Below are 18,952 nucleotides of genomic sequence, written 5' to 3' on the forward strand. Positions count from 1 at the left end.
GTATTTCATTTGACAATACTTTTGTTGCGGCGCACTATTTAGGCAATCATGAACAGTATCGGCACTATTTACCGATATATGGGGGAATTAAACTGCACATTCCGGGGTAGATAATCGTATCTACTTCTTTCGATCTATAGCGTGAGCCAAATTGGCGCAATAGTTGAAGAATTTGGCTATTGCTCGGTCATTGGGGAAACTTCATGCGGGTGGCAATCGTCCATTACTGGCTGGTCGGAATGCGGGGCGGCGAAAAGGTCCTGGAGGCGCTGTGCCGAATTTATCCGGGCGCCGATATCTATACCCATGTGTATGATCCCGCTGTGATTTCAGCGGAAATTCGGAAGCATCGCATCCAGACGACCTTCATCGATTCCTTGCCCTACGCGAAGCGGATGTACAAAAAATATCTGCCGCTGATGCCCATGGCTTTGGAGCAACTGGACCTCAGCGGGTATGACCTCGTCATTAGTAGCGAGTCGGGACCCTCAAAAGGAGTAATACCTACCTCCCCGGCCATCCATATTTGTTACTGTCATTCGCCCATGCGATACATTTGGAACATGTACAATAAGTACTATGAAACCTCCGGGATGTTCACGCGGCTGATGATGCCGCCGCTGGCGCATTATTTGCGGACCTGGGATGTCGCGGCGGCCAGCCGCGTCGATGAATTCATCGCCAATTCCACGACGGTGGCGCAGCGGGTGAAGAGCTATTACCGCAGGGATGCGCACATCATCCATCCGCCCGTCGATACCCAGGCTTTTCGACCGGTCGCTAACCGCGACCTCGAGGACTATTATCTGATGGCTGGGGAACTGGTGAGCTACAAACGCCCGGATCTCGCCGTGGAAGCGTTCAACCGGATGAAGGCGAAGCTGGTGGTCATCGGCGGCGGCGAAATGCTGGCTCGCCTGCGCAAGATCGCCGGGCCGACCGTGACGATCATGGGTGCCCAGCCATTCGACGTCCTTCAGCACCACTACGCACGCTGCAGGGCACTCGTATTTCCGGGCGAGGAAGATTTCGGCATCGTGCCCGTTGAGGCGATGGCAAGCGGCCGCCCTGTCATCGCCTATGGACGGGGCGGAGCGACGGAAACCGTCGTCGCCGGCAAGACCGGTGTATTCTTCCCAATCCAATCGATCGAGGCCGTCATCGACGCCGTGGAGCGTCTCGATAGAATGGATCTCAACCCCGCCGATGCCGTGGCGCGGGCGCAGGATTTCAGGACGTCGGTTTTCATCGACAAATTCAGGTCCTACGCCAATCATCTCACCGGGCAGGGGCCGATCTGGAATGGCGTGCGAATAGCCTAAGCCAACTTGAGAGTGGGAGTGGCCTGATGCAGCAACTGAGCTTTTTGCAGCGCCCGTTTGCGATGCATGTCAGGGGATCGGCCGGGTCAGCCTTCCGACTGTGTTACCTGGCCAGGCTTCTCATGGTGCTGATGGCCTGGTTTGCGGTTTTTTCTCCGGGCATTCCGGCGCGTGCGGCCGATTATACGCTCGGGCCGCAGGACGTTCTTAAAATTCGCGTTTTCGAATGGCGGCCGAATGCCGGAGTGGCGTTCGAATGGGTGCCTTTGACCGGTGAATTCTCCGTGTCCGCGGCAGGCACGTTGTCGCTTCCGATCATCGGCACAGTTTCGGTCGCCGGCAAGACGCTGGATGACGTGTCAGGCTTGATCGGGGAGCAGCTTCAGAAACAGGTCGGCTTGCAGAAGCGGCCCAATGCTTCCGTGGAGATCTCGGCCTATCGGCCATTCTTCGTGACCGGCTTGGTGTCCAACCCGGGGAAATACGCCTACGTGCCTGGCCTGACGGTGATCCAGGCAATCAGCATGGCTGGCGGGCTCGGGCAGGGAGATCCTGAAATGCTCGCTCTCCAACGCGATGCGCTGGTCAGTCACGGGGACCTCGGCCAACTAGAGTTCGAACATTATGGCCTTCTGGCGCGTCAAGCGCGTGTCGAGGCGCTTTTGGCCGGCGCGACCACGGTCTCGTTCCCGCAGGATCTGACATCGCAAGCCGCCCGACCGGCACTGGCGCGTGTGATGCAGGATGAGCAGGCATTGTTCGAGACCCGGCTGCACCTGATGAACACGGAACTCGACAGGCTTGGTCAGGCCAAGATTCTGGCCACGAACCAGCTCGAAACCCTGCGGCTCAAGGAAAGCTCGCTCGCCAGGCAGACCGAAATGGCGGCAAAGGATCTGACCGCCGTCAACAAGATGGTGACCCAGGGGCTGACGGTATCGTCTCGGCAGCTGGGCGCAAACCAAAGCCTCGCGGATCTCGAAAGCCGCAGCCTGGATGTCTCGCTTGCAATTCTCAAGACGCAGCAGGATCTCGCCAAACTCGATCAGGAAATGGGCGATTTTCGCCAGAAATACAGAGGTGACGCGCTTACCGAGGCCGTGGACCTGCGGGATCGGCTCGCGGTTAATTCCGAAAAGGCGAAAACGGCGCGTGCGCTTCTGGCAAACCTCGAATTGCGCGCTCCCGCCGCCCTTGCCGCACTGGAAGCCGACGGCGAGCCAGCGTTTGTCATCAAGGTCAATCGGACAATCAACGGAGCGATGCAGACCCTGGTCGTCAGCGACAATGACGAAGTGGGTCCGGGCGACGTCGTGCGGGTGGAAAGAAGAGCAAGAGATATTCGGCCGAAGAATTTTTAGATCGCAGCCGGAGCCGACCAGCACAAAATCGCCATCCGGCTCGAAGCTGGAAGCTAGTCGATTCCCGCTTGCTAGGGACAATCAGCACATGTTAGAATAAAATTCTCAAATGCCGGAGACGAAACTGGCCACGAGACTGGCCAAAGGACGCTGATGACTTGGGATTTGGTCATTGCATTCATCATCGGCTTGCTTTGTGCAGCCCGGTTGCCAATTTTGATCTTCACGCTCGTCGTTCTGGCCGTCGTCATCGTTTTGACGACAACCGCAATTGTTCTCGATTACTCGATATCCGATGCGTTGACCTGGGCGTTCCTGGTGGCGGTGGCGCTTGAGGCGGGGTGTGTCGCCATGAATGGGATTTTCTATCTGCTCTATGTTCGGAGGCGGGTAAACCAGCGAGAGCAATCCTCGCTGGGCGTGAAATCGAAATACTCGGGAGAATGAGACGCTCAAGACCCGCATGTGAGCGCAGCCACGCGATGCTTCGTCACTCGGCCTCTCTATTTCCGGCGGTTTTTGCAAGGGTGGAAAGCGCAAGGCGTTGGGCATCTGCCATGCCGTAACGAAAGCGATAGCCGGCCTCCTTCAGGCGCTGGTTGGAAAAGCGCATTCGCCACAGAGGGTTTCTCAAAGGTAGGGTTCTAAATCTCAGGAAATCGTGAAGCCAATCGGCGACCGCCGGTATCGGCATGCTTCTATAGCGTCGGTCACGGCTGATGGAGAAAGCCTTTCGCAGGAAATCGATGTGCCGTGGATCGGGGCAATCGTCCTCCGCAAGGTTATAGACCTCGACCTGACCCGGCTCACCATGTCCAGCCAGTCCACGCGCGATAAACCAGATCATCGCGTCGGAGACGTCGCGAACATAGATGTGATGTGCATGGCGATGGGCGGCCAGCAGCCGCTTGATCGGGTTCCAGTCGCGGATGCCTATGATCTGGTTGATATCGACGACCACGGCGGGCCGCACGATCGTAAAGCGGGTCTGTCTTGCAACGGCGCGCAATGCGAGCTCGCCTGCCAGCTTGGTTCGCCCATACATTCGAACATAGTCGAGAGCCCAGTATTGCGAAGGAATATCCCGGTCGGCGGTCAACACCGGCGACGCCTCGTCGATCAGCCGCTTTCGCCCACTGCCGTAAACCGAAACGGTGCTGGCATAACAGAAGGCGGCAATGCCCTCACGCTCGCAGGCTTGCGCAAGTTGTCGAGTTGCTTCCACATTGACCCGCTTCATGCGCTCCATCTTGCCGAGCTCGGCCGCAAGGTGCAGGACGGCGCAGCAGCCCTTGACGAGCCCATCCCAATTGTCGTCCGTCATGAAGTCGAACCGCCGCCACTCCAGGAGACCGCCGACCTCGCTTCCATCCGCCGCCAATGGTTTCGATGTGGTGGCGCGTACGGCATAACCGCGTTCGATCAGATCCGCGACGACGACCCTGCCGATCCTGCCGGTCGCGCCGGTCACCAGAACCGGCTTTGCCTTAAGCGCATCGGGCATGGGCTGTCACCGGAACTGGTTCTCGATATGAGTGCTTCATCTTGATGTGGTCGGCGAGGCGAACAGCCAGCGCGACGATCATCTGGGTCGGATTGCAGTGCCCGGCCGTCGGGAAGACCGAACTGCCCTGCACGAAGAGACCGCTGACGCCATGCACTTCGCAGTTGGCATCGACGACGCCACGGCCGGGTTCCGTGGACATGCGCGTCGTTCCGGTCGGATGGGCGACATCGATGAACGTCGAGGGGATTTCGGCGCCGTCCTTGACCCATTCCTCCAGCTTCGGCGCGGGCAGGCCGGCTTTCGGCAGTTCCTGGACAGCCAATTCCGCCATTCTGTGCATGGTGCGGGACTCGTCGCTATGGCTGCGCCAGTCCACTCGCGGCAAGCGCATGCCCAGCCGATCGCGTCGTTCCGACAAGGTCACGCGGCTATCGGGATTGGGCACCTGCTCGCACATGCATTGCAGGTCGAGTTCGGTCAGCTTGCGCGGAACCCCATTCTTCGCACCCAGAAAGTCCCTCAACCCCCTGACGAGCAAATTGCTGTTGGCGATGATATTGAACAGGTCCTGCGGCAGTTTCGGGGTTCGCCCCCGCCATGCGACGCAAGGCATCCCAGGGATCATCCTTTGCCAACACCTCGCCGAGCCAGCCGGCACAGTTGAGCAGCTGCTCGCGCCGTTGAATATCGGGACTGAGCCGAAATCCGGCACGAAAGAAATGGCGACTGACATTGTATCGGCCAAAGCGCTTTTGAAGGGCATCGGAACCCGGCAGCGAAAAGGTCGCCACCGGACCCCTCAGATGGTCCATGAGGTAGCGTCCCACCTGGTCATGGTCGTTTCCCACTCCATGAGGTTTCGTCTCTTTGGAGTTCAACAGTATGCGTGCATTCTCGACGCCGCCGCAGCACAGGATCACGGCGGATGCGGTCAATACCTGCTGACTGCCGTCGGCTGCCGCAAATCGCACGCTACGGACGGCTTCTCCGGAATCCGAAACCTGAACGCTCTGCGCCGTCGCCCCGGTGACGAGCGTCACATTGGCGCCGATCCGCTTGGCCACATGACGACCGAAGCGCATATATTCGTAAGGGTAAGCTTCTTCCGTGTCCCGGCTGAATTGCCAGAAGACGGGGATCAGGATTTCCGGGTCGAGATCGAGCGCCGGCCGCTCGCGATTGGCAATCGCCCAGAACCGTTCATCATTGTAGCCATTGCCGAAAGCCAGGCCGAGATGGGAGGCAGTGCGCGCCAGATAAGGTTCGAGATCGGCGCCGTGGATCGGCCAGCCGGAATACGGAACCCAAGGCCGCTCTTCATAGTCGATGGCGTCGAATGGGCCGCAGCGTCCACCCCAGGTGTGGGAGCTGCCGCCAACGATACGATTGCGAACGGACCACTGGTCACTGGCACGCGGACGGCCGACATTGTCGATCTCGTCAAGTGCGTCCATCAGGGGATCGCGGGCCATGCCGCCGCTTTCCAGAAGAGTGACGCGCAGGTTCGTATTCGACAATTCCTGCGCAAGCGTCGTGCCGGCCGGTCCTGACCCGACAATGCAGATGTCACATGGTGGAAGCGGAAGTACAGTCTCCCCCGAAATCGTGTTTAAATCGATGCCGGACATCCAGAAAACCTTTGCTGTTGCAATCTCATCGACATTGTATCAATGTTATTGCTCTGGACAGTGAAGAATTTCTTGTCTTCCGCCAGGTTTGACTTAACATTTCAGCAGGGGTGTTTCCGACATTTTTATGGGAGATTTTCCTTACTATACAGGATCTTCGGAAAATTCAAAGAGGTTAAGGTATATGCAAATAGCAACCATGCCCTACTCCGAAAGACTTAGTTCCCATACACCTTTGAAGATCCTCTACGTCCAACCGGGGACGAGCGCTTTCGCCGGTATCGAGAGGGTCGTGGACACGATCTGCTCCGGTCTGATGGATCGGTATGGAAGCGACTTCGAGGTGGACGTCCTCTACACGTCGGTTCACAAAAATCGCCCCACGGAGGGCAGGAATTACACCATTATCGACCGCGTGGCTTCGAGCCGGATCGAACTGATGCGCAACTTCCGGGAGGTCATCGCCGGCAAGGATTACGACCTGATCGTCGTGCCGCAGATCGAGCCGACGGTGATCTGCATGGCCTCCTGCATCGGCATCCGGCGCCGGTTTGCCGTCCACCTTCACGGCAATCCAAAGCTGGAGCGCAGCCATATCAAGGCCAAGATCCTCTTCCTGTTGATGAAGACGCTTTTCCTGCCGAAGATCGCCTCGGTTTTCGGAACCTCGCCGCGGCAGCTCACCTCATTCAATGCGATGTTCAAGAGCAAGCGCCCGCATTATTGGGTGCCGAACCCCGTGCGCAAGTTTGACCTCTCCGATGCCGGCCAGACACGCGTCGGCGATAACGTCACGTTCATCAATATCGGTCGCTTCTCGTTTCAGAAGGGCCAGGATATTCTCCTTGCCGCGTTTTCCGAACTGCGGAAAAAACGCAGCAATGTCCTGCTGAAAATCGTCGGTTATGGCGACGGGGAGGCGGCGTTGCGGGCAGAGATCGACCGCCGGGGCCTCACGGACGTTGTGAGCCTGGAGCATCATCCCGAAAATCCCCAGCCCGCGCTGGCGGCAAGTGACGTCTACGTCTCCACGTCCCGATGGGAAGGGTGGTCGCTGGCGATCTGCGAAGCGTTGCGGTTTGGTCTGCCCGTCATCGCGACCGATTGCGAATTCGGCCCGAGCGATATCCTCGTCGACAGCAGGCTGGGCCTGCTCGTGCCGGTGGATCGTCGAGAGGAACTCGTGAACGCGATGGTTTATTATTGCGACAATCTGCGTGCCGAGCAGGCCCATGCCGGCTTCCGCCAGGAATTCATTGACTGTTACAGCCCCGAGCGGGTGCTTGAGATGCATGCCAACGCGCTGCGGAGTGCGGCAGCGGCATAGGCCTTTGCGGGCTGGCCTGAATGATACGACGTGAGGTGGATCATGACGACGTTATTGTCCCGCCGCTCATTCGCGGTCGGCGCCTTGGCCTCGGCGGGCCTTGTCGGCGGTCTCGTTTGGCGATCGAAGGCATCCGCGCGCCGGGAGGACCCGACCAGCGGGCGAGCCCTTATATTCGAGGACAATTTTACCAGGCTCGATTGGTCCACCTGGAGCGCCGGTCCGAAGCCGACGACCTCCGATCCGGGCTTTTACGGCCGTTCTGCCTTCGCGAGAGACGGCGGTGAAGAGGGTTTCAATCCCTATGCGATTGTCGACGACCCGCAGGCGAGCGACGGCAGGGCGCTTGAAGTGGCTGCAAAACACATCGGACGGCCGATGAAGGTCCCACATTATTACGGCAATGACCTCGCCGAGTTTCAATGGATATCGGGCAACATCCAGACGGCCAAGCGCGATGGCACGATCATGAAAGGTTGGCGGCGCGGTTATTTCGAGGCGCGGATGCTGTTTCCGAGACACCCGCTGACTTGGCCGGCTTTCTGGATGATGAACGGACGCAGCATCCTGCATCCTCAGACGAGCATCGAAATCGACGTCGTCGAGCACAAGGGCTGGGAACCCACTCTCTACGGGGCCTATCTGCACGAATGGGGGCAACCCGGCGAGCACAACGAAGGAACCGGTGTGCCCACGCCGATCGACATGACCGCCGGTTATTGCCGATACGGGGTGCTGGTCACCGACACCGAATGCACGATCTATTTCGAACGGCAGCCCATCATTGATACCAGGACCGGAATGCCGGCGGTCTGGACGATCAACCGCTCCGCACAACTCGATGCCCAGCAGGATGTGTTCTGGCCGGTCCTCACGCTTGCCCTGCGTTCGGATGTCCCTTATCCACAGCCACTTCTGCCCGCGGACACGCTCACACGCATGCGGGTCGATTATTTCCGGGTCTATGCCTGACGGACAAGCTTGAGGCGCGCAATCAACTCACCCTTACGGTCATGTAGCGGGTCGACGGGGCTGCCAGCGTTTCGTGCTCGGGCTCGGCGCTTGAAAGGCCGGCCAGGATGAAGAACACCAGGCCGAGATCGACTGTCGGCCCCGCAACCATGGCGCCGATCATCAGGCAGGCGCAGCCGTTACGCGCGGCAAGCCGGACATCCGAGGTGAAGGTGCGTGGTATCCCGCGTCGTTTCGAGAATGCGGAGATCGCAAAGAACGAAAACATGATCGTTCCGGGTATTCCCACATTGGAGAGCAGGGCGAACAGGAAGCTTGATGTGCGGGAGGTGCCGAGGCCGACCCCGAGACCGTAGGAATCGAGAAAATTCTGGTATCCATGGGTGTTCCAGGAACCGCGTTCTACCGCGGAATGCGATGTGGACTTGCTGAAGATGAGCAGGTCAAAATAGTCGTAGAGCTGTCGGAAAAGCGTATCGTTGAGGGCAATCACCAGTGCGATGAGACAAACCAGGGGCGGTGCAAACAGCACGATCGCCGAACTGTTCCTGGTTCCGGACTGCCCGCCACAGCGGAAGAAGGCGGTGATATACAAGATCACGAAGCAAAACGGCAAAGCCAGCAGGCCGGCCGACGACGTAGAGCGTATCACCAGCAGGGTCGTGACCAGGAAAAGGGCGCCGCTCCATCTCAGGTCGCGTCCGCAGAGCCATAGCGTGCCGGTAAATCCGACGGCGGCGAGGCTGATGCCGGCGAATGCAGACGCCTCCGGCCATGAGCCGACGATACGCTTGACACCGGCCACGACGTCATCGTCGTGAAATGTGTATTGGGCATTGCGGATGTAGAGAAAGAGATCTTGAGCCCCGGTGCCATAGGTCGCCATGTCGAGCAGGGCAAAGAAGGCATTCGCGCCGGCGAATACCAGAACCCCGACGGTGATCGCCCTGAAGCCAGCCATGGTGGATCCGATCGCCAGGATCAGCACATAGGCGAGAAGATCTGCTGAAACGTAGACCGCCTGGGTAAAATTGCTGGAGACCGGCCCCAAAGGCACCGTGCTGCCGGTGGATGGATATTCGGAAGACCCGAGCGGGATGATGTCCGTCATGCGGGCAAGCAGGCGCGGCGCAAAGAAACCCAACACTGTACCGTAGATCAGCAGACAGGCCAGCCAGAACCCGGGCTTGGGGAAGTACAGTGCCTTCAGCGCGATGCTGAACTTATCTCGATAGGTCAGGACGCTCAGAGCAAGGAATGCGAGAAAGAGGTGCGCCGGCTGAATGTTTGCGGAACCCATCAGGATCGCGGCCGCAGCACCGAAAACGGAAAGGCCGATGAAGACGACGATGCTCGCATGGTATCCCGCGAACAGACAGTAGACCCCCAGAACGAGCGTAAATATCCCGATGGGCTCCAAACTCATGCGCGATACCCGTCGTTGCCGGTGCCCATCAGCCAATCGCTCCGGTATTTGATGCCGGCGAAGGAGATCGCGGGGCCATGGCGGCCGGAGCCGAACCGGTCGTTTCGGCGCCTTGCTCCGTCCTCTTCTGCGTTTCGATGATGAAAGTCGGCGGGTCCCGCTTGGCGCCAGGCTTGGCACGGGTGTCCGGGCGCACCTGCGCGACGATCGCCTTCCAGCTCCTCAGGACCGGATCGAAATAGGCGCCCCTGAACGTATTGAATTTCTGCAATGAGGCGTCGCTGTAGCCGGAAATGCCGAACACCGCCTTTTCTCCTTTCTCAGGCCTGTAGCCGGTTCCAAACATCCAGTCGAAGATCGAAAGGTTGGTCCCGAAATTCTTGTCCCAATGGCGCTCGACCTTGCTGTGGTGAATCTGGTGCATGTGGGGGCTAATCAGGAACCGGTCGAACCAACCCAGACTGACCGGAATATGCGAGTGCTTGAGGGGATCGAGAGTCCAGATAGTGAATATCTTGCTCGCGACGGCCCGCAGGGCGACGGCTTCGACGAGGCTGATGGCGAACAGGAACATGAACAGCCCGGCAAACATCCCGGTGATCACGCCGGCAACGATCCCACCGTAGACCAGCGGGAACGAGTGGCCGCGCTTGGATGTCAGGGGATTGAGGAAATCGGCCGAATGATGGACTTTGTGCAGCTCCCACAAGGCGGGCACTTTGTGTTCGAGATAATGTACCAGGTAATCGGCGAACTCGGCAGCAATCAGCATCACGATCGTGCACGAGAACGTCACGACGTAATTGATACCCAGCGGCGAAAAGTCTGCAAAGACGGATCGCAAGCCAAAATCCGTCGCGCCGGAAACCAGAGCCGTGGCCGCGAGGCCTGGGGCGACGAAGACGAGATCCGTCAGCTTTCTCCAGACATAGATGATGACATCCATGTGGAAGCTTTTCGATGTGAGCACGTTGAAAGGCACGCAGTGCTCGAACATCTCCCGGAATGAAAAGTCCGAGCGGTCTCTCCGCAGCAGGAAGAAGAAGCTCAGCAATCCCGCGCCGAAGAAAATCCCCCATGTAATGGCGAACTGCGGAAAATTCAGAAAATATGCCTGCAGATTTTCCATCTTGATCCCTTTCACTCGTTGCGTGGAGCCGAACGTGCTTCACGTCAGGACGCATTGGGGGACTGTGTATGGTGGCTATGGGTGGCAAGGCACACAACGCGGCGACGAATCTGCCGAAGACCTGTTCCAAGGCTCGATCCTTCGCCGTTCTTCGTAAGTTACGGCAAAACCCAAGGCCGCTCGTCTTCCGAGCCGAGCCCCAGGTTCCTCCGTATCGCAAGTGGATCGTATCGCTTTGAACCGTACTGGCAACAGCATCAAAAGGTTTAGGAAGGATCGACATTCGTCGCAGCCAAATCATTGAGGATCCGTCCGGGAATTCACAAGCGCGTGCGATCCTGCTGACGGGCGTCATGATGGGATGCGGCGTAGAGGAACGCCTCGGCGGACTTGATGGTCGCCTCCGGCTCCTTCCAGCTGACCTCGAATACGGCATGTCGTTCCAGAATTTCTTGGCAATCGCGGGCCTTTTGCCGATCCCCATGCCCGAGCGGTGATCGCAGGCCTTGGCATGGAGCGCGATTTTGGCAGTCTCGGCGCACTGTATGTGGAAGGGCACTCCATCAACCAGGCGGCCGTTTCGCCTGATCAACTGCTGGCGGCTGCGAGACCGTGCAAAACCAGATCGAGATGGGCCTCGATATATCTCGGGGTTTCAAGATCGAGACGACCGTCGTGGATCAGTGTTTCGACAATCAAGGCCAACGCAGGCGCAAGTATGACGCGTGCAACCGCCGCAGGCCCGTCCCGGAACTCACCCTGACGGATACCGTCGTCGATCAGAGCCTGCCCCGTAACGAGGATCGGCACGACGAGTTCCGCATAGTGGTTATCAATGAGGTGGGGGAAACGCATACCCTCAGAGATGGCGAAGCGAAGCAGCTCCCGGGTTCTGCGGTCTTCCGTAACCCGGTTGTAAAAAAGCAGGATCAAGGATCTCAGCCGCTCGGCGTAACTTCCGGTGAGTTCCCTGGCGTCGGCTAGAACGTCCTCGAACGGTACCGCTATATGCCGTGCCATGGCAGAAAACAGGATCTCCTTCGTGGGGAAGTAGACGTAGACCGTCCCTTTCGTCACTCCTACGCGGGCCGCGATATCTTCCACTCGCGCCGCCGTGTAGCCCTGTTCAATGAACTCCTCAAACGCAGCGTCGAGAATCTGCGCAGGCCGGAGAGCCTTCTGTTCAGCGCGCGTCAGCTTTTTCATGTTCACATTCCTCACCAGCAGGTCCTGCAGCTTCAACATGTCATCATTATTTCATTGACTTTCGGGTTAGTCAATTATATTCGACTGCCAAAAGCGACTAGAGAGGCGGCTTATGGGACAGTTAACAACAGGCGTTTTATTGGGTTTTTCCATCGCATGCCTCACGGCGTGCGCTCCTCAGGAAGAAGCTCGACCGAAGAACGGGCGAAACGTGGAGACGGTAACCGTTCAAGCGGTGCCGGTGTCGGAGGCCATTTCGACGACGGGCGAGATCAGTGCCAGGGTCCAGTCCGATCTTTCATTCCGCGTCAGCGGTCGCATTATCGCGCGGCTGGTCGATGTCGGCGATCACGTCAAGGCTGGCCAGGTTCTCGCGCGCCTCGATACGCAAGAGCAGAGGGCTGACCTCCAGGTGGCACTTGCCAATCTCCAATCTGCGGAGGCGCAGCAAACGCAGGCTCAGCAGGCATTCGACAGGCAGGAGAGCCTTTTCACCACAGGTGTGACCACGCGGGCCGCCCTGGATGACGCACGCGAAGCCCTTCTGACGACGCAGGCCACGGTTCAGTCGGCGCAGGCCCAGCTGGATACGGCCCGCGATACGCTTGGCCAGACAGACCTCAAGGCGGATGCCAGCGGAATCATTACCGCCAGGAATGCCGAAGTCGGTCAGGTGGCGCAGGCCGCCCAGCTCATTTTCACACTCGCCCATGACGGTCCCCGAGACGCCGTGATCAATGCCAACGAGTCCGCTCTTCTCGGACGCGCGCTTGAGGACGTTGCCGAGGTCAGGCTGCTCGCGGGCGGCGACAAGTTCCAGGCCAAGGTCCGCGAGGTATCGCCCACCATCGACACCACGACGGGGACGATCCGGGTGAAGCTCGCTCTCGAAGATGCGCCTGACGCTCCCCTGGGGAGCGCCGTGGTCGCAACCGCCCGGTACAAGCCTGAGGCTGTCATCGAATTGCCCTGGTCGGCAATGGCCTCCCATGCGGGGCGGACGGCCGTCTGGCTCGTCGATCCGAAGACGAGCGCCGTCTCCCTCCATGCCGTGGGGGTCGCAGCCTATGCGAGCGGACACTTCTCCGTCGAATCCGGCCTGTCTGCCGGTGACATTGTCGTTTCCAACGGCACGAAGTTTCTGAGCGAGGGCGACCACGTGTCTTATGAAGGAGTTGCAAGATGAAAATCGATCCCCGCCTGACGGCGCTTCTGGCGGCGGCCGCGATGCTGTCGGCTTGCCAGAAGGAAGAGGATGCGGCACCGCTGCCTCCTCGCCCGGTCCTATCCCAGCTGGCCCAGCCGGTCCCCCAGGCGGCATTCACTCTGCCCGGCAATGTCCAGGCCCGTATCGAGACCGAGTTCAGCTTCCGCATTCTTGGCCGGGTCATCGCCCGCAACGTCCAGGTGGGCGACCTCGTCAAAAGGGGCGACGTGTTGGCAGCCATCGATCCGGTGGCTCTCGAACTGGCTGTCAAAAGCGCGCGGTCCGACCTTGCCAACAGCCAGGCGCAACTTGCCAACGCCCGCATTACGGAAGACCGGCAGAGAACTCTGCTCGAGAGACAGAGCGGGGCGAGGGCCACTTTTGAAACTGCCGAGCTGGAGCGCAAGACCGCAGAAGCTGCGGTCGCCAAGGCCCAGGCAAATCTGGACAAGGCGAACGAACAGCTGAGCTATTCGCGTCTGCTCGCCGAATTCGACGGCGTGGTCACCAAGACCGCCGCCGAGGTAGGCCTTGTCGTCTCGCCGGGGCAAAGTGTTGCGACCGTCGCGCGACCGGAAGAGCGCGACGCGGTGGTCGACGTGCCCGAAGCTGCCGGCGACCATTTGAAGCCGGGTGCATCCTTCGACGTCGCCTTGCAACTTGATCCCCGCATTCACGCCAGGGGCGTGGTCCGCGAGATCACACCTGAAGCGGACGAGGCGACACGTACGCGACGCACGCGATTGACGCTGATCGATCCGCCTGAGGCACTCAGGCTCGGTTCGGTCATAACGGCCAGTTCCATGGGTGAGGCGAAGACCCTGATCCGGCTGCCGTCGTCCGCGATCCGGACAGAGGGATCGCAGGCATTCGTCTGGATCGTCGACAACGCGACAGGGAAGGTCACCTCCGCCCCGGTCACGCTTGCTGAAGAAGCCGTCGCAAATAGCCCCGTCACCGTGACAGACGGGATCAAGCCCGGTGACCGGATCGTCACCGCCGGCGTCAACACCCTCGTAAACGGCCAGACCGTTCGCATCGATCAGGAGACCTTCAAGTGAAACCCTTCAACCTCTCGGACTGGGCGCTCGAGCATCGTTCGCTCGTCTGGTATTTCATGATCGTCTTCATCCTTGCAGGCACGTTTTCCTACTTCAACCTCGGCCGTGAAGAAGACCCCGCCTTTACCATCAAGACGATGATCATCAACGCGCAGTGGCCCGGTGCATCGGCGGAAGAAATGACCCGTCAGGTAACCGACAGGATAGAGAAGAAGCTGGAGGAACTTGACGCGCTGGACTACACGCGAAGCGAAACGATCGCCGGCCAGACTACGGTCTACGTTGAACTGCTCGCGACCACCAAGGCAAGGGACGTGACGGGCAACTGGCTTCGTGTCCGCAACATGATCAACGACATCAGGGGCGAATTTCCCAGTGGCGTCGTCGGACCATTCTTCAATGACACTTTCGGCGACGTCTATGGCAACATCTACGCCTTCAAATCCGACGGCCTGACGCAGCGCCAGCTTCGCGACCTGGTGGAAGACGCACGAGCGAAGCTTCTGACCGTTCCGAATGCCGGCAAGATCGACATCATCGGGGCCCAGGACGAAGCCGTCTATCTTGAATTTTCGACCCGCAAGATCGCGGCGCTCGGCATCGACCGCCAGTCGGTTGTCGAAACGCTTCAAGCCCAGAACGCAGTGGCACAGTCCGGCTTCGTGGATGCGGGACCAGAGCGGATCGCGTTGCGTGTCGGCGGCCAGTTTACGACCGAAGAGAGTTTGAGAGCCATCAATCTTAGAGTGAACGACCGGTTTTTCCCGTTGACCGACATCGCGACGATCAAGCGAGGATATGCCGATCCGCCGTCCTCGCTCTTCCGCTTCAACGGACAACCCGCAATAGGCTTGGCAATTGGGATGACGGCGGGCGCCAATCTGACAAACTTCGGCCATGCGCTGGACGAGGAAATGAAGCGCGTCGTGGCCGATCTTCCGATCGGGGTGAATGTCGAGCGGGTTTCCGACCAGCCGGCCGTCGTGGAAGAAGCCGTGTCCGGCTTTACGAAAGCGCTGTTTGAGGCAATCGCTATCGTTTTGGCGATCAGCTTCATCAGCCTCGGGCTGCGCGCCGGGCTGGTGGTTGCGATCTCGATCCCGCTTGTCCTGGCGATCACTTTCGTCGTTATGGAATATACGGGCATCTCGCTGCAGCGCATTTCGCTCGGCGCCTTGATCATCGCGTTGGGGCTCCTCGTCGATGATGCCATGATCGCCGTTGAGATGATGGTGGCCCGCCTCGAGTCAGGCGACGATCTGCGCAAAGCCGCCACCTATGTCTATACGTCGACTGCCTTCCCGATGCTGACGGGCACGCTCGTCACCGTCGCCGGTTTTATCCCGATCGGCCTCAATAACAGCGCGGCGGGCGAATTCACCTTTACCCTGTTCGTCGTGATTGCGGTTTCGCTCGTGGTGTCCTGGGTTGTGGCCGTCCTCTTCACGCCGTTGCTGGGCGTGGCGATCCTGCCCAAGACGATGAAGTCGCACCACGAGCACAAGGGACGCGCCGCGCGGGGATTTGCCTGGCTCCTGAAGGTTGCCATGCGTTGGCGCTGGATCACGATCACCGCCACCATTGTTGCTTTCGGCCTCTCGCTCGGCGGTCTTGGCCTCGTTCAGCAGCAGTTCTTCCCGGCGTCCGACCGCGTCGAACTGATCGTCGACTGGAGCATGCCGCAAAACAGCACGATAGCGGAAACCAACCGCCAGATGACGCAGTTCGAGCAGGAGAAACTCGTCGGCAATCCCGATGTCGACCATTGGTCCACACATGTCGGGGAAGGGGCGCCGCGTTTCATCCTGTCTTACGACGTGCAGACCCCGGCCGTCTGGTTCGGACAGGTCGTCATCGTCGCCAAGGACCTGGAAGCCCGGGACAGGCTGCGCGCAGACCTGCAGACCTATGTCGCAAAGACCTTTCCCGGTACCGACGCTTTCGTCAAGCTCCTGGATATCGGCCCGCCGGTGGGCAAGCCAGTCCAGTACCGGGTCAGCGGCCCGGATATCCAGACGGTGCGCGAGCTGTCGCATCGCTTCGGAGCGATCGTCAACCGGCATCCTCTGATCGCCAACATGACCTATGACTGGAACGAGCCCTCGCGCGTCGTGAAGGTGGATGTGCTCCAGGACAAGGCCCGCCAGCTTGGCGTTTCCTCGGAGGATATCGCTAACGTGCTCAACAGCATCGTCGAGGGGACCTCGGCAACCCAGATCCGCGACAACATCTACCTCATCGACGTGATCGGCAGGGCGCAGGACTCCGAGCGAGGTTCGATCGAAACGCTGCGAGACCTTCAGCTTCCCGGATCGAACGGCAAGTCCGTACCGCTTTCCGCAGTTGCCAAGTTCCGCTACGAACTCGAACAGCCCATGATCGCGCGAAGGGATCGCATCCCCACGGTCACGGTGAAGGCCGCGGTCACCGGATCGACTCAGCCCGCAACAATCGTGGAACAGCTCAAGCCCGAGGTCGAAAAGTTCACGAAAGCTCTTCCTGCGGGATACAAGGTCGAGGTTGGGGGCTCGGTGGAATCGAGTGCCGATGCGCAGGGGCCGATCGCGGCAGTCGCCCCGCTCATGCTGTTCGCGATGGCGACCATCCTGATGATCCAGCTCCAGAGCTTCAGCCGCCTGTTCCTGGTTTTCGCAGTCGCTCCCCTTGCCCTTGTCGGCGTCGTGGCGGCACTTCTTCTCAGCAATGCTCCGATGGGCTTCGTCGCGATCCTCGGAGTGCTTGCACTGATCGGCATCCTGATCCGCAATTCGGTGATCCTCGTGGTCCAGATCGAGCAATTGCGCAGCGAGGGCATGCCGCCATGGCGGGCGGTGGTCGAGGCGACCGAACACCGCATGCGCCCGATCTTGCTGACCGCCGCGGCCGCGACGCTCGCCCTCATCCCGATCTCCCGGGAAGTCTTCTGGGGACCGATGGCCTATGCCATGATGGGCGGGATCGTAGTCGGTACGGTGCTGACGCTTCTCTTCCTGCCGGCCCTTTATGTGGCCTGGTTCCGGATACCGAGCGATGAACCGAATGCCTCCCCGGAAGCTGCACAGGCTTGATCCACAAAAAGGGCGCTTGCGAGCGCCCTTCTTTCTCCAGATTCTAGGCGCGTCGATGCACTTTTTCTTCTCGATCTACTCGTGCAGGTCACGGTATAGGCTTGCTGTTGTTGCCGTCATGGTCTGCCTGGCCGGATGCGCCTCCCGCCCATCGGCCGAGGTGCTTCAGCCCGCGGCGATCCAGCATGTCGAAAGCGAGAAGGTCACCCTGCTTTCTGTCACCAACCGCAACAAGGTCAAGGAAGACGGCGGTTTTGGAAGCCAATGGGCCAGCGACCTGGCCTACGAACGGTACGCCTTTTCAATTCCCGGCGATCGTAAGGGAAGCGCCATCATCTATCCGTCGGGAAGGCCGGATCCGCGTCGCCAGTTCATCGTGACCGGACGCGATCAACTGACACGCAAGGCCTGGATCGACGACGCGACCCGTTCCGCAAACTTCGACGGGACCGTGGCGGTCTTCGTCCACGGCTATAACACCAGCTATCAGGAGGCGCTGTTCAGGGTTGCTCAGATAGCAGCCGACGCGAACACACTCAGTCCGCCGATCCTGTTTTCCTGGCCTTCCGCGGCAAGTGTGACCGGGTACGTCACCGACCGAGACGCAGCTCTCTATTCCAGGAGCGAACTCGAAAGCGTATTGAAGGCGCTGGCCGAAACTCCCAAGATCAAGCGTGTCGTACTGTTGGGGCACAGCATGGGTGGCTTCCTGTCCATGGAGGCGGCAAGGCAGCTGAAGCTTCAAGGGCGTGACGACGTCGTCGGCAAGCTGCAGATCATTCTCGCCGCGCCGGACATAGACGTCGACGTGTTCAGGTCCCAATTGCGTGACATTGGCATGCTGCGGAACCCGATTGCATTGCTCGTGTCAAAAACTGACCGGGCTCTGGCAGTGTCCAGCATCCTTGGCGGCGAACGTCCACGCGTCGGCCTCATCGATATCGACGATCCCCTGGTTCGCAGTGAAATCAAGGCCGCTCATGTCAGCGTCATCGACATATCGTCCCTCAGTTCGTCCGACGGTCTTGGTCACGATCGCTATGCCGCGCTTGCCCGGTTTGGCAGTGAGTTTGTCAAGGCGGAAGCGCGTGCACGAGCGAGCGGAGACGTTGGCGTGCTGGTCTTCGATGCGGCGGGCGCGGCCGTCGCAAGTCCTTTCAGGCTGGCCGGGCAAATTGTCGGGCATTGACTCTTGGGAAGGCTCCCATGTGAAAGTGCCGGCGGCCTGGACCAGAGTTGCGCCCTGCGCCACGATTTCGGCCGAAGAAAAGTTTCCCGACCAGCGGGTTGCCGCAGATCAGCGAATTTCGCCTTCGCGGGAGCGCTTGCATCACGCAGGACCGCGAGTTCCTAAATCCCTGACCCGTCGAACTGCTGTGTGTCGCGTCCTTCCCAGGGTGAAGGCAGTGAAAGGCGATTGAGGCTGGCCGAGGGCATCGGCATCCAACACTTCAACTCTGGCTCGGCATATTCGATGATATGGCCGGGTGAGGAATCAGAGGCGCGCCAGCCTTCTCCGCCGAACTGATCGCCATTCGACCAATATGCGAGGTCAACTTCTGCCGGCCCCTGCTCGGACGGCCGGATGGTGACCAAGATCCGACTGCCGTCCTTCGGCGCGCTTGCCATATGGCGCCAGCGATCTGTCTCGTCCATTATTTCTCCTCCTGCCTTGCTGCAGTTTGCAACTGTCGCCTCGCCATCGAAAACGGTCAACTCAAACTTTGCAGAACCATTC

Annotated in this window: 16 protein-coding genes; 9 read left to right on the forward strand and 7 right to left on the reverse strand. The window is 59.6% G+C overall.

The features are described from left to right. The first annotated feature begins 203 nt into the window (after nt 1-203). The 3 genes from ACZ9EJ_RS00090 (at nt 204) to ACZ9EJ_RS00100 (ending at nt 3,130) form a co-directional block, all read left to right on the forward strand. A complete protein-coding gene (locus ACZ9EJ_RS00090; RefSeq protein ID WP_476098494.1) occupies nt 204-1,322 on the forward strand; it encodes a glycosyltransferase in 1,119 nt (372 codons plus the stop codon). A 26-nt stretch (nt 1,323-1,348) separates the two neighbouring features. Continuing rightward, a complete protein-coding gene (locus tag ACZ9EJ_RS00095) occupies nt 1,349-2,683 on the forward strand; it encodes a polysaccharide biosynthesis/export family protein (RefSeq protein WP_046641707.1) in 1,335 nt (444 codons plus the stop codon). 153 nt (nt 2,684-2,836) lie between these two features. Further along, nucleotides 2,837-3,130 (forward strand): hypothetical protein, encoded by a 294-nt coding sequence (locus ACZ9EJ_RS00100; protein WP_046634982.1) that lies wholly within the window; start codon nt 2,837-2,839, stop codon nt 3,128-3,130. A gap of 43 nt (nt 3,131-3,173) precedes the next feature. On the opposite strand, the gene ACZ9EJ_RS00105 is transcribed toward ACZ9EJ_RS00100, so the two are convergent. From ACZ9EJ_RS00105 to ACZ9EJ_RS00115, 3 genes are read right to left on the reverse strand one after another with little or no spacing between them, the layout of a single operon-like run. Then, nucleotides 3,174-4,187 carry an NAD-dependent epimerase/dehydratase family protein gene (locus ACZ9EJ_RS00105; protein WP_046641706.1) on the reverse strand — a complete coding sequence of 338 codons (1,014 nt, stop codon included), beginning with the start codon at nt 4,185-4,187 and terminating at the stop codon, nt 3,174-3,176. Continuing rightward, entirely contained in the window at nt 4,171-4,647 is a 477-nt protein-coding gene (locus ACZ9EJ_RS00110; RefSeq protein WP_476098497.1) for a GMC family oxidoreductase, read from the reverse strand. The genes ACZ9EJ_RS00105 and ACZ9EJ_RS00110 overlap by 17 nt, the downstream gene beginning before the upstream one ends. After that, nucleotides 4,619-5,818 carry a GMC family oxidoreductase N-terminal domain-containing protein gene (locus ACZ9EJ_RS00115; protein WP_476098500.1) on the reverse strand — a complete coding sequence of 400 codons (1,200 nt, stop codon included), beginning with the start codon at nt 5,816-5,818 and terminating at the stop codon, nt 4,619-4,621. Before ACZ9EJ_RS00115 ends, ACZ9EJ_RS00110 begins: the two co-directional genes overlap by 29 nt. 184 nt (nt 5,819-6,002) lie before the next feature. Between ACZ9EJ_RS00115 and ACZ9EJ_RS00120 the strand changes: the two genes are divergently transcribed. Next, nucleotides 6,003-7,145, forward strand: coding sequence for a glycosyltransferase (locus ACZ9EJ_RS00120; RefSeq protein ID WP_046641704.1), 1,143 nt, complete (start codon nt 6,003-6,005; stop codon nt 7,143-7,145). 42 nt (nt 7,146-7,187) lie between these two features. Then, complete coding sequence (locus tag ACZ9EJ_RS00125) at nt 7,188-8,117, forward strand: LamG domain-containing protein (protein ID WP_046641703.1); 930 nt, start codon at nt 7,188-7,190, stop codon at nt 8,115-8,117. Nucleotides 8,118-8,139: 22 nt separating this feature from the next. Here ACZ9EJ_RS00125 and ACZ9EJ_RS00130 read toward each other — a convergent pair whose 3' ends face one another. The 3 genes from ACZ9EJ_RS00130 to ACZ9EJ_RS00140 form a co-directional block, all read right to left on the reverse strand. After that, nucleotides 8,140-9,543 carry a hypothetical protein gene (locus tag ACZ9EJ_RS00130; protein WP_046641702.1) on the reverse strand — a complete coding sequence of 468 codons (1,404 nt, stop codon included), beginning with the start codon at nt 9,541-9,543 and terminating at the stop codon, nt 8,140-8,142. 28 nt (nt 9,544-9,571) lie between these two features. Next, a complete protein-coding gene (locus ACZ9EJ_RS00135; RefSeq protein ID WP_046641701.1) occupies nt 9,572-10,672 on the reverse strand; it encodes a sterol desaturase family protein in 1,101 nt (366 codons plus the stop codon). A gap of 588 nt (nt 10,673-11,260) precedes the next feature. After that, nucleotides 11,261-11,917, reverse strand: a complete 657-nt coding sequence (locus tag ACZ9EJ_RS00140) for a TetR/AcrR family transcriptional regulator (protein WP_046641700.1) — start codon at nt 11,915-11,917, stop codon at nt 11,261-11,263. Between the two features lie 73 nt (nt 11,918-11,990). On the opposite strand from ACZ9EJ_RS00140, the gene ACZ9EJ_RS00145 reads away from it, so the two are divergent. Genes ACZ9EJ_RS00145 through ACZ9EJ_RS00160 form a run of 4 tightly spaced genes read left to right on the forward strand, consistent with a single transcriptional unit; the run spans nt 11,991 to nt 18,403 of the window. Continuing rightward, nucleotides 11,991-13,064 carry an efflux RND transporter periplasmic adaptor subunit gene (locus ACZ9EJ_RS00145; protein ID WP_046641699.1) on the forward strand — a complete coding sequence of 358 codons (1,074 nt, stop codon included), beginning with the start codon at nt 11,991-11,993 and terminating at the stop codon, nt 13,062-13,064. Further along, on the forward strand, nt 13,061-14,146 hold the full coding sequence (locus ACZ9EJ_RS00150; RefSeq protein ID WP_046641698.1) for an efflux RND transporter periplasmic adaptor subunit: 1,086 nt from the start codon (nt 13,061-13,063) through the stop codon (nt 14,144-14,146). The genes ACZ9EJ_RS00145 and ACZ9EJ_RS00150 overlap by 4 nt, the downstream gene beginning before the upstream one ends. After that, on the forward strand, nt 14,143-17,214 hold the full coding sequence (locus tag ACZ9EJ_RS00155; protein ID WP_046641697.1) for an efflux RND transporter permease subunit: 3,072 nt from the start codon (nt 14,143-14,145) through the stop codon (nt 17,212-17,214). Before ACZ9EJ_RS00150 ends, ACZ9EJ_RS00155 begins: the two co-directional genes overlap by 4 nt. Before the next feature lie 55 nt (nt 17,215-17,269). Beyond that, complete coding sequence (locus tag ACZ9EJ_RS00160) at nt 17,270-18,403, forward strand: alpha/beta hydrolase (protein WP_052764667.1); 1,134 nt, start codon at nt 17,270-17,272, stop codon at nt 18,401-18,403. Between the two features lie 161 nt (nt 18,404-18,564). Here ACZ9EJ_RS00160 and ACZ9EJ_RS00165 read toward each other — a convergent pair whose 3' ends face one another. Beyond that, nucleotides 18,565-18,870: a hypothetical protein gene (locus tag ACZ9EJ_RS00165; protein WP_046604592.1), complete on the reverse strand. Its 306-nt coding sequence runs from the start codon at nt 18,868-18,870 to the stop codon at nt 18,565-18,567. Nucleotides 18,871-18,952: the final 82 nt, after the last annotated feature.

The sequence above is a fragment of the Neorhizobium sp. USDA 3394 genome (assembly GCF_056280385.1).

Coding starts and splice junctions, on each gene's coding strand:
- ACZ9EJ_RS00140 (WP_046641700.1), bottom strand. CDS start 11,917: ATGTTGAAGCTGCAGGACCTGCTGGTGAGGAATGTGAACATGAAAAAG.
- ACZ9EJ_RS00160 (WP_052764667.1), top strand. CDS start 17,270: ATGCACTTTTTCTTCTCGATCTACTCGTGCAGGTCACGGTATAGGCTT.
- ACZ9EJ_RS00095 (WP_046641707.1), top strand. CDS start 1,349: ATGCAGCAACTGAGCTTTTTGCAGCGCCCGTTTGCGATGCATGTCAGG.
- ACZ9EJ_RS00120 (WP_046641704.1), top strand. CDS start 6,003: ATGCAAATAGCAACCATGCCCTACTCCGAAAGACTTAGTTCCCATACA.
- ACZ9EJ_RS00130 (WP_046641702.1), bottom strand. CDS start 9,543: ATGAGTTTGGAGCCCATCGGGATATTTACGCTCGTTCTGGGGGTCTAC.
- ACZ9EJ_RS00165 (WP_046604592.1), bottom strand. CDS start 18,870: ATGGACGAGACAGATCGCTGGCGCCATATGGCAAGCGCGCCGAAGGAC.
- ACZ9EJ_RS00125 (WP_046641703.1), top strand. CDS start 7,188: ATGACGACGTTATTGTCCCGCCGCTCATTCGCGGTCGGCGCCTTGGCC.
- ACZ9EJ_RS00135 (WP_046641701.1), bottom strand. CDS start 10,672: ATGGAAAATCTGCAGGCATATTTTCTGAATTTTCCGCAGTTCGCCATT.
- ACZ9EJ_RS00110 (WP_476098497.1), bottom strand. CDS start 4,647: ATGTGCGAGCAGGTGCCCAATCCCGATAGCCGCGTGACCTTGTCGGAA.
- ACZ9EJ_RS00145 (WP_046641699.1), top strand. CDS start 11,991: ATGGGACAGTTAACAACAGGCGTTTTATTGGGTTTTTCCATCGCATGC.
- ACZ9EJ_RS00100 (WP_046634982.1), top strand. CDS start 2,837: ATGACTTGGGATTTGGTCATTGCATTCATCATCGGCTTGCTTTGTGCA.
- ACZ9EJ_RS00090 (WP_476098494.1), top strand. CDS start 204: ATGCGGGTGGCAATCGTCCATTACTGGCTGGTCGGAATGCGGGGCGGC.
- ACZ9EJ_RS00105 (WP_046641706.1), bottom strand. CDS start 4,187: ATGCCCGATGCGCTTAAGGCAAAGCCGGTTCTGGTGACCGGCGCGACC.
- ACZ9EJ_RS00150 (WP_046641698.1), top strand. CDS start 13,061: ATGAAAATCGATCCCCGCCTGACGGCGCTTCTGGCGGCGGCCGCGATG.
- ACZ9EJ_RS00115 (WP_476098500.1), bottom strand. CDS start 5,818: ATGTCCGGCATCGATTTAAACACGATTTCGGGGGAGACTGTACTTCCG.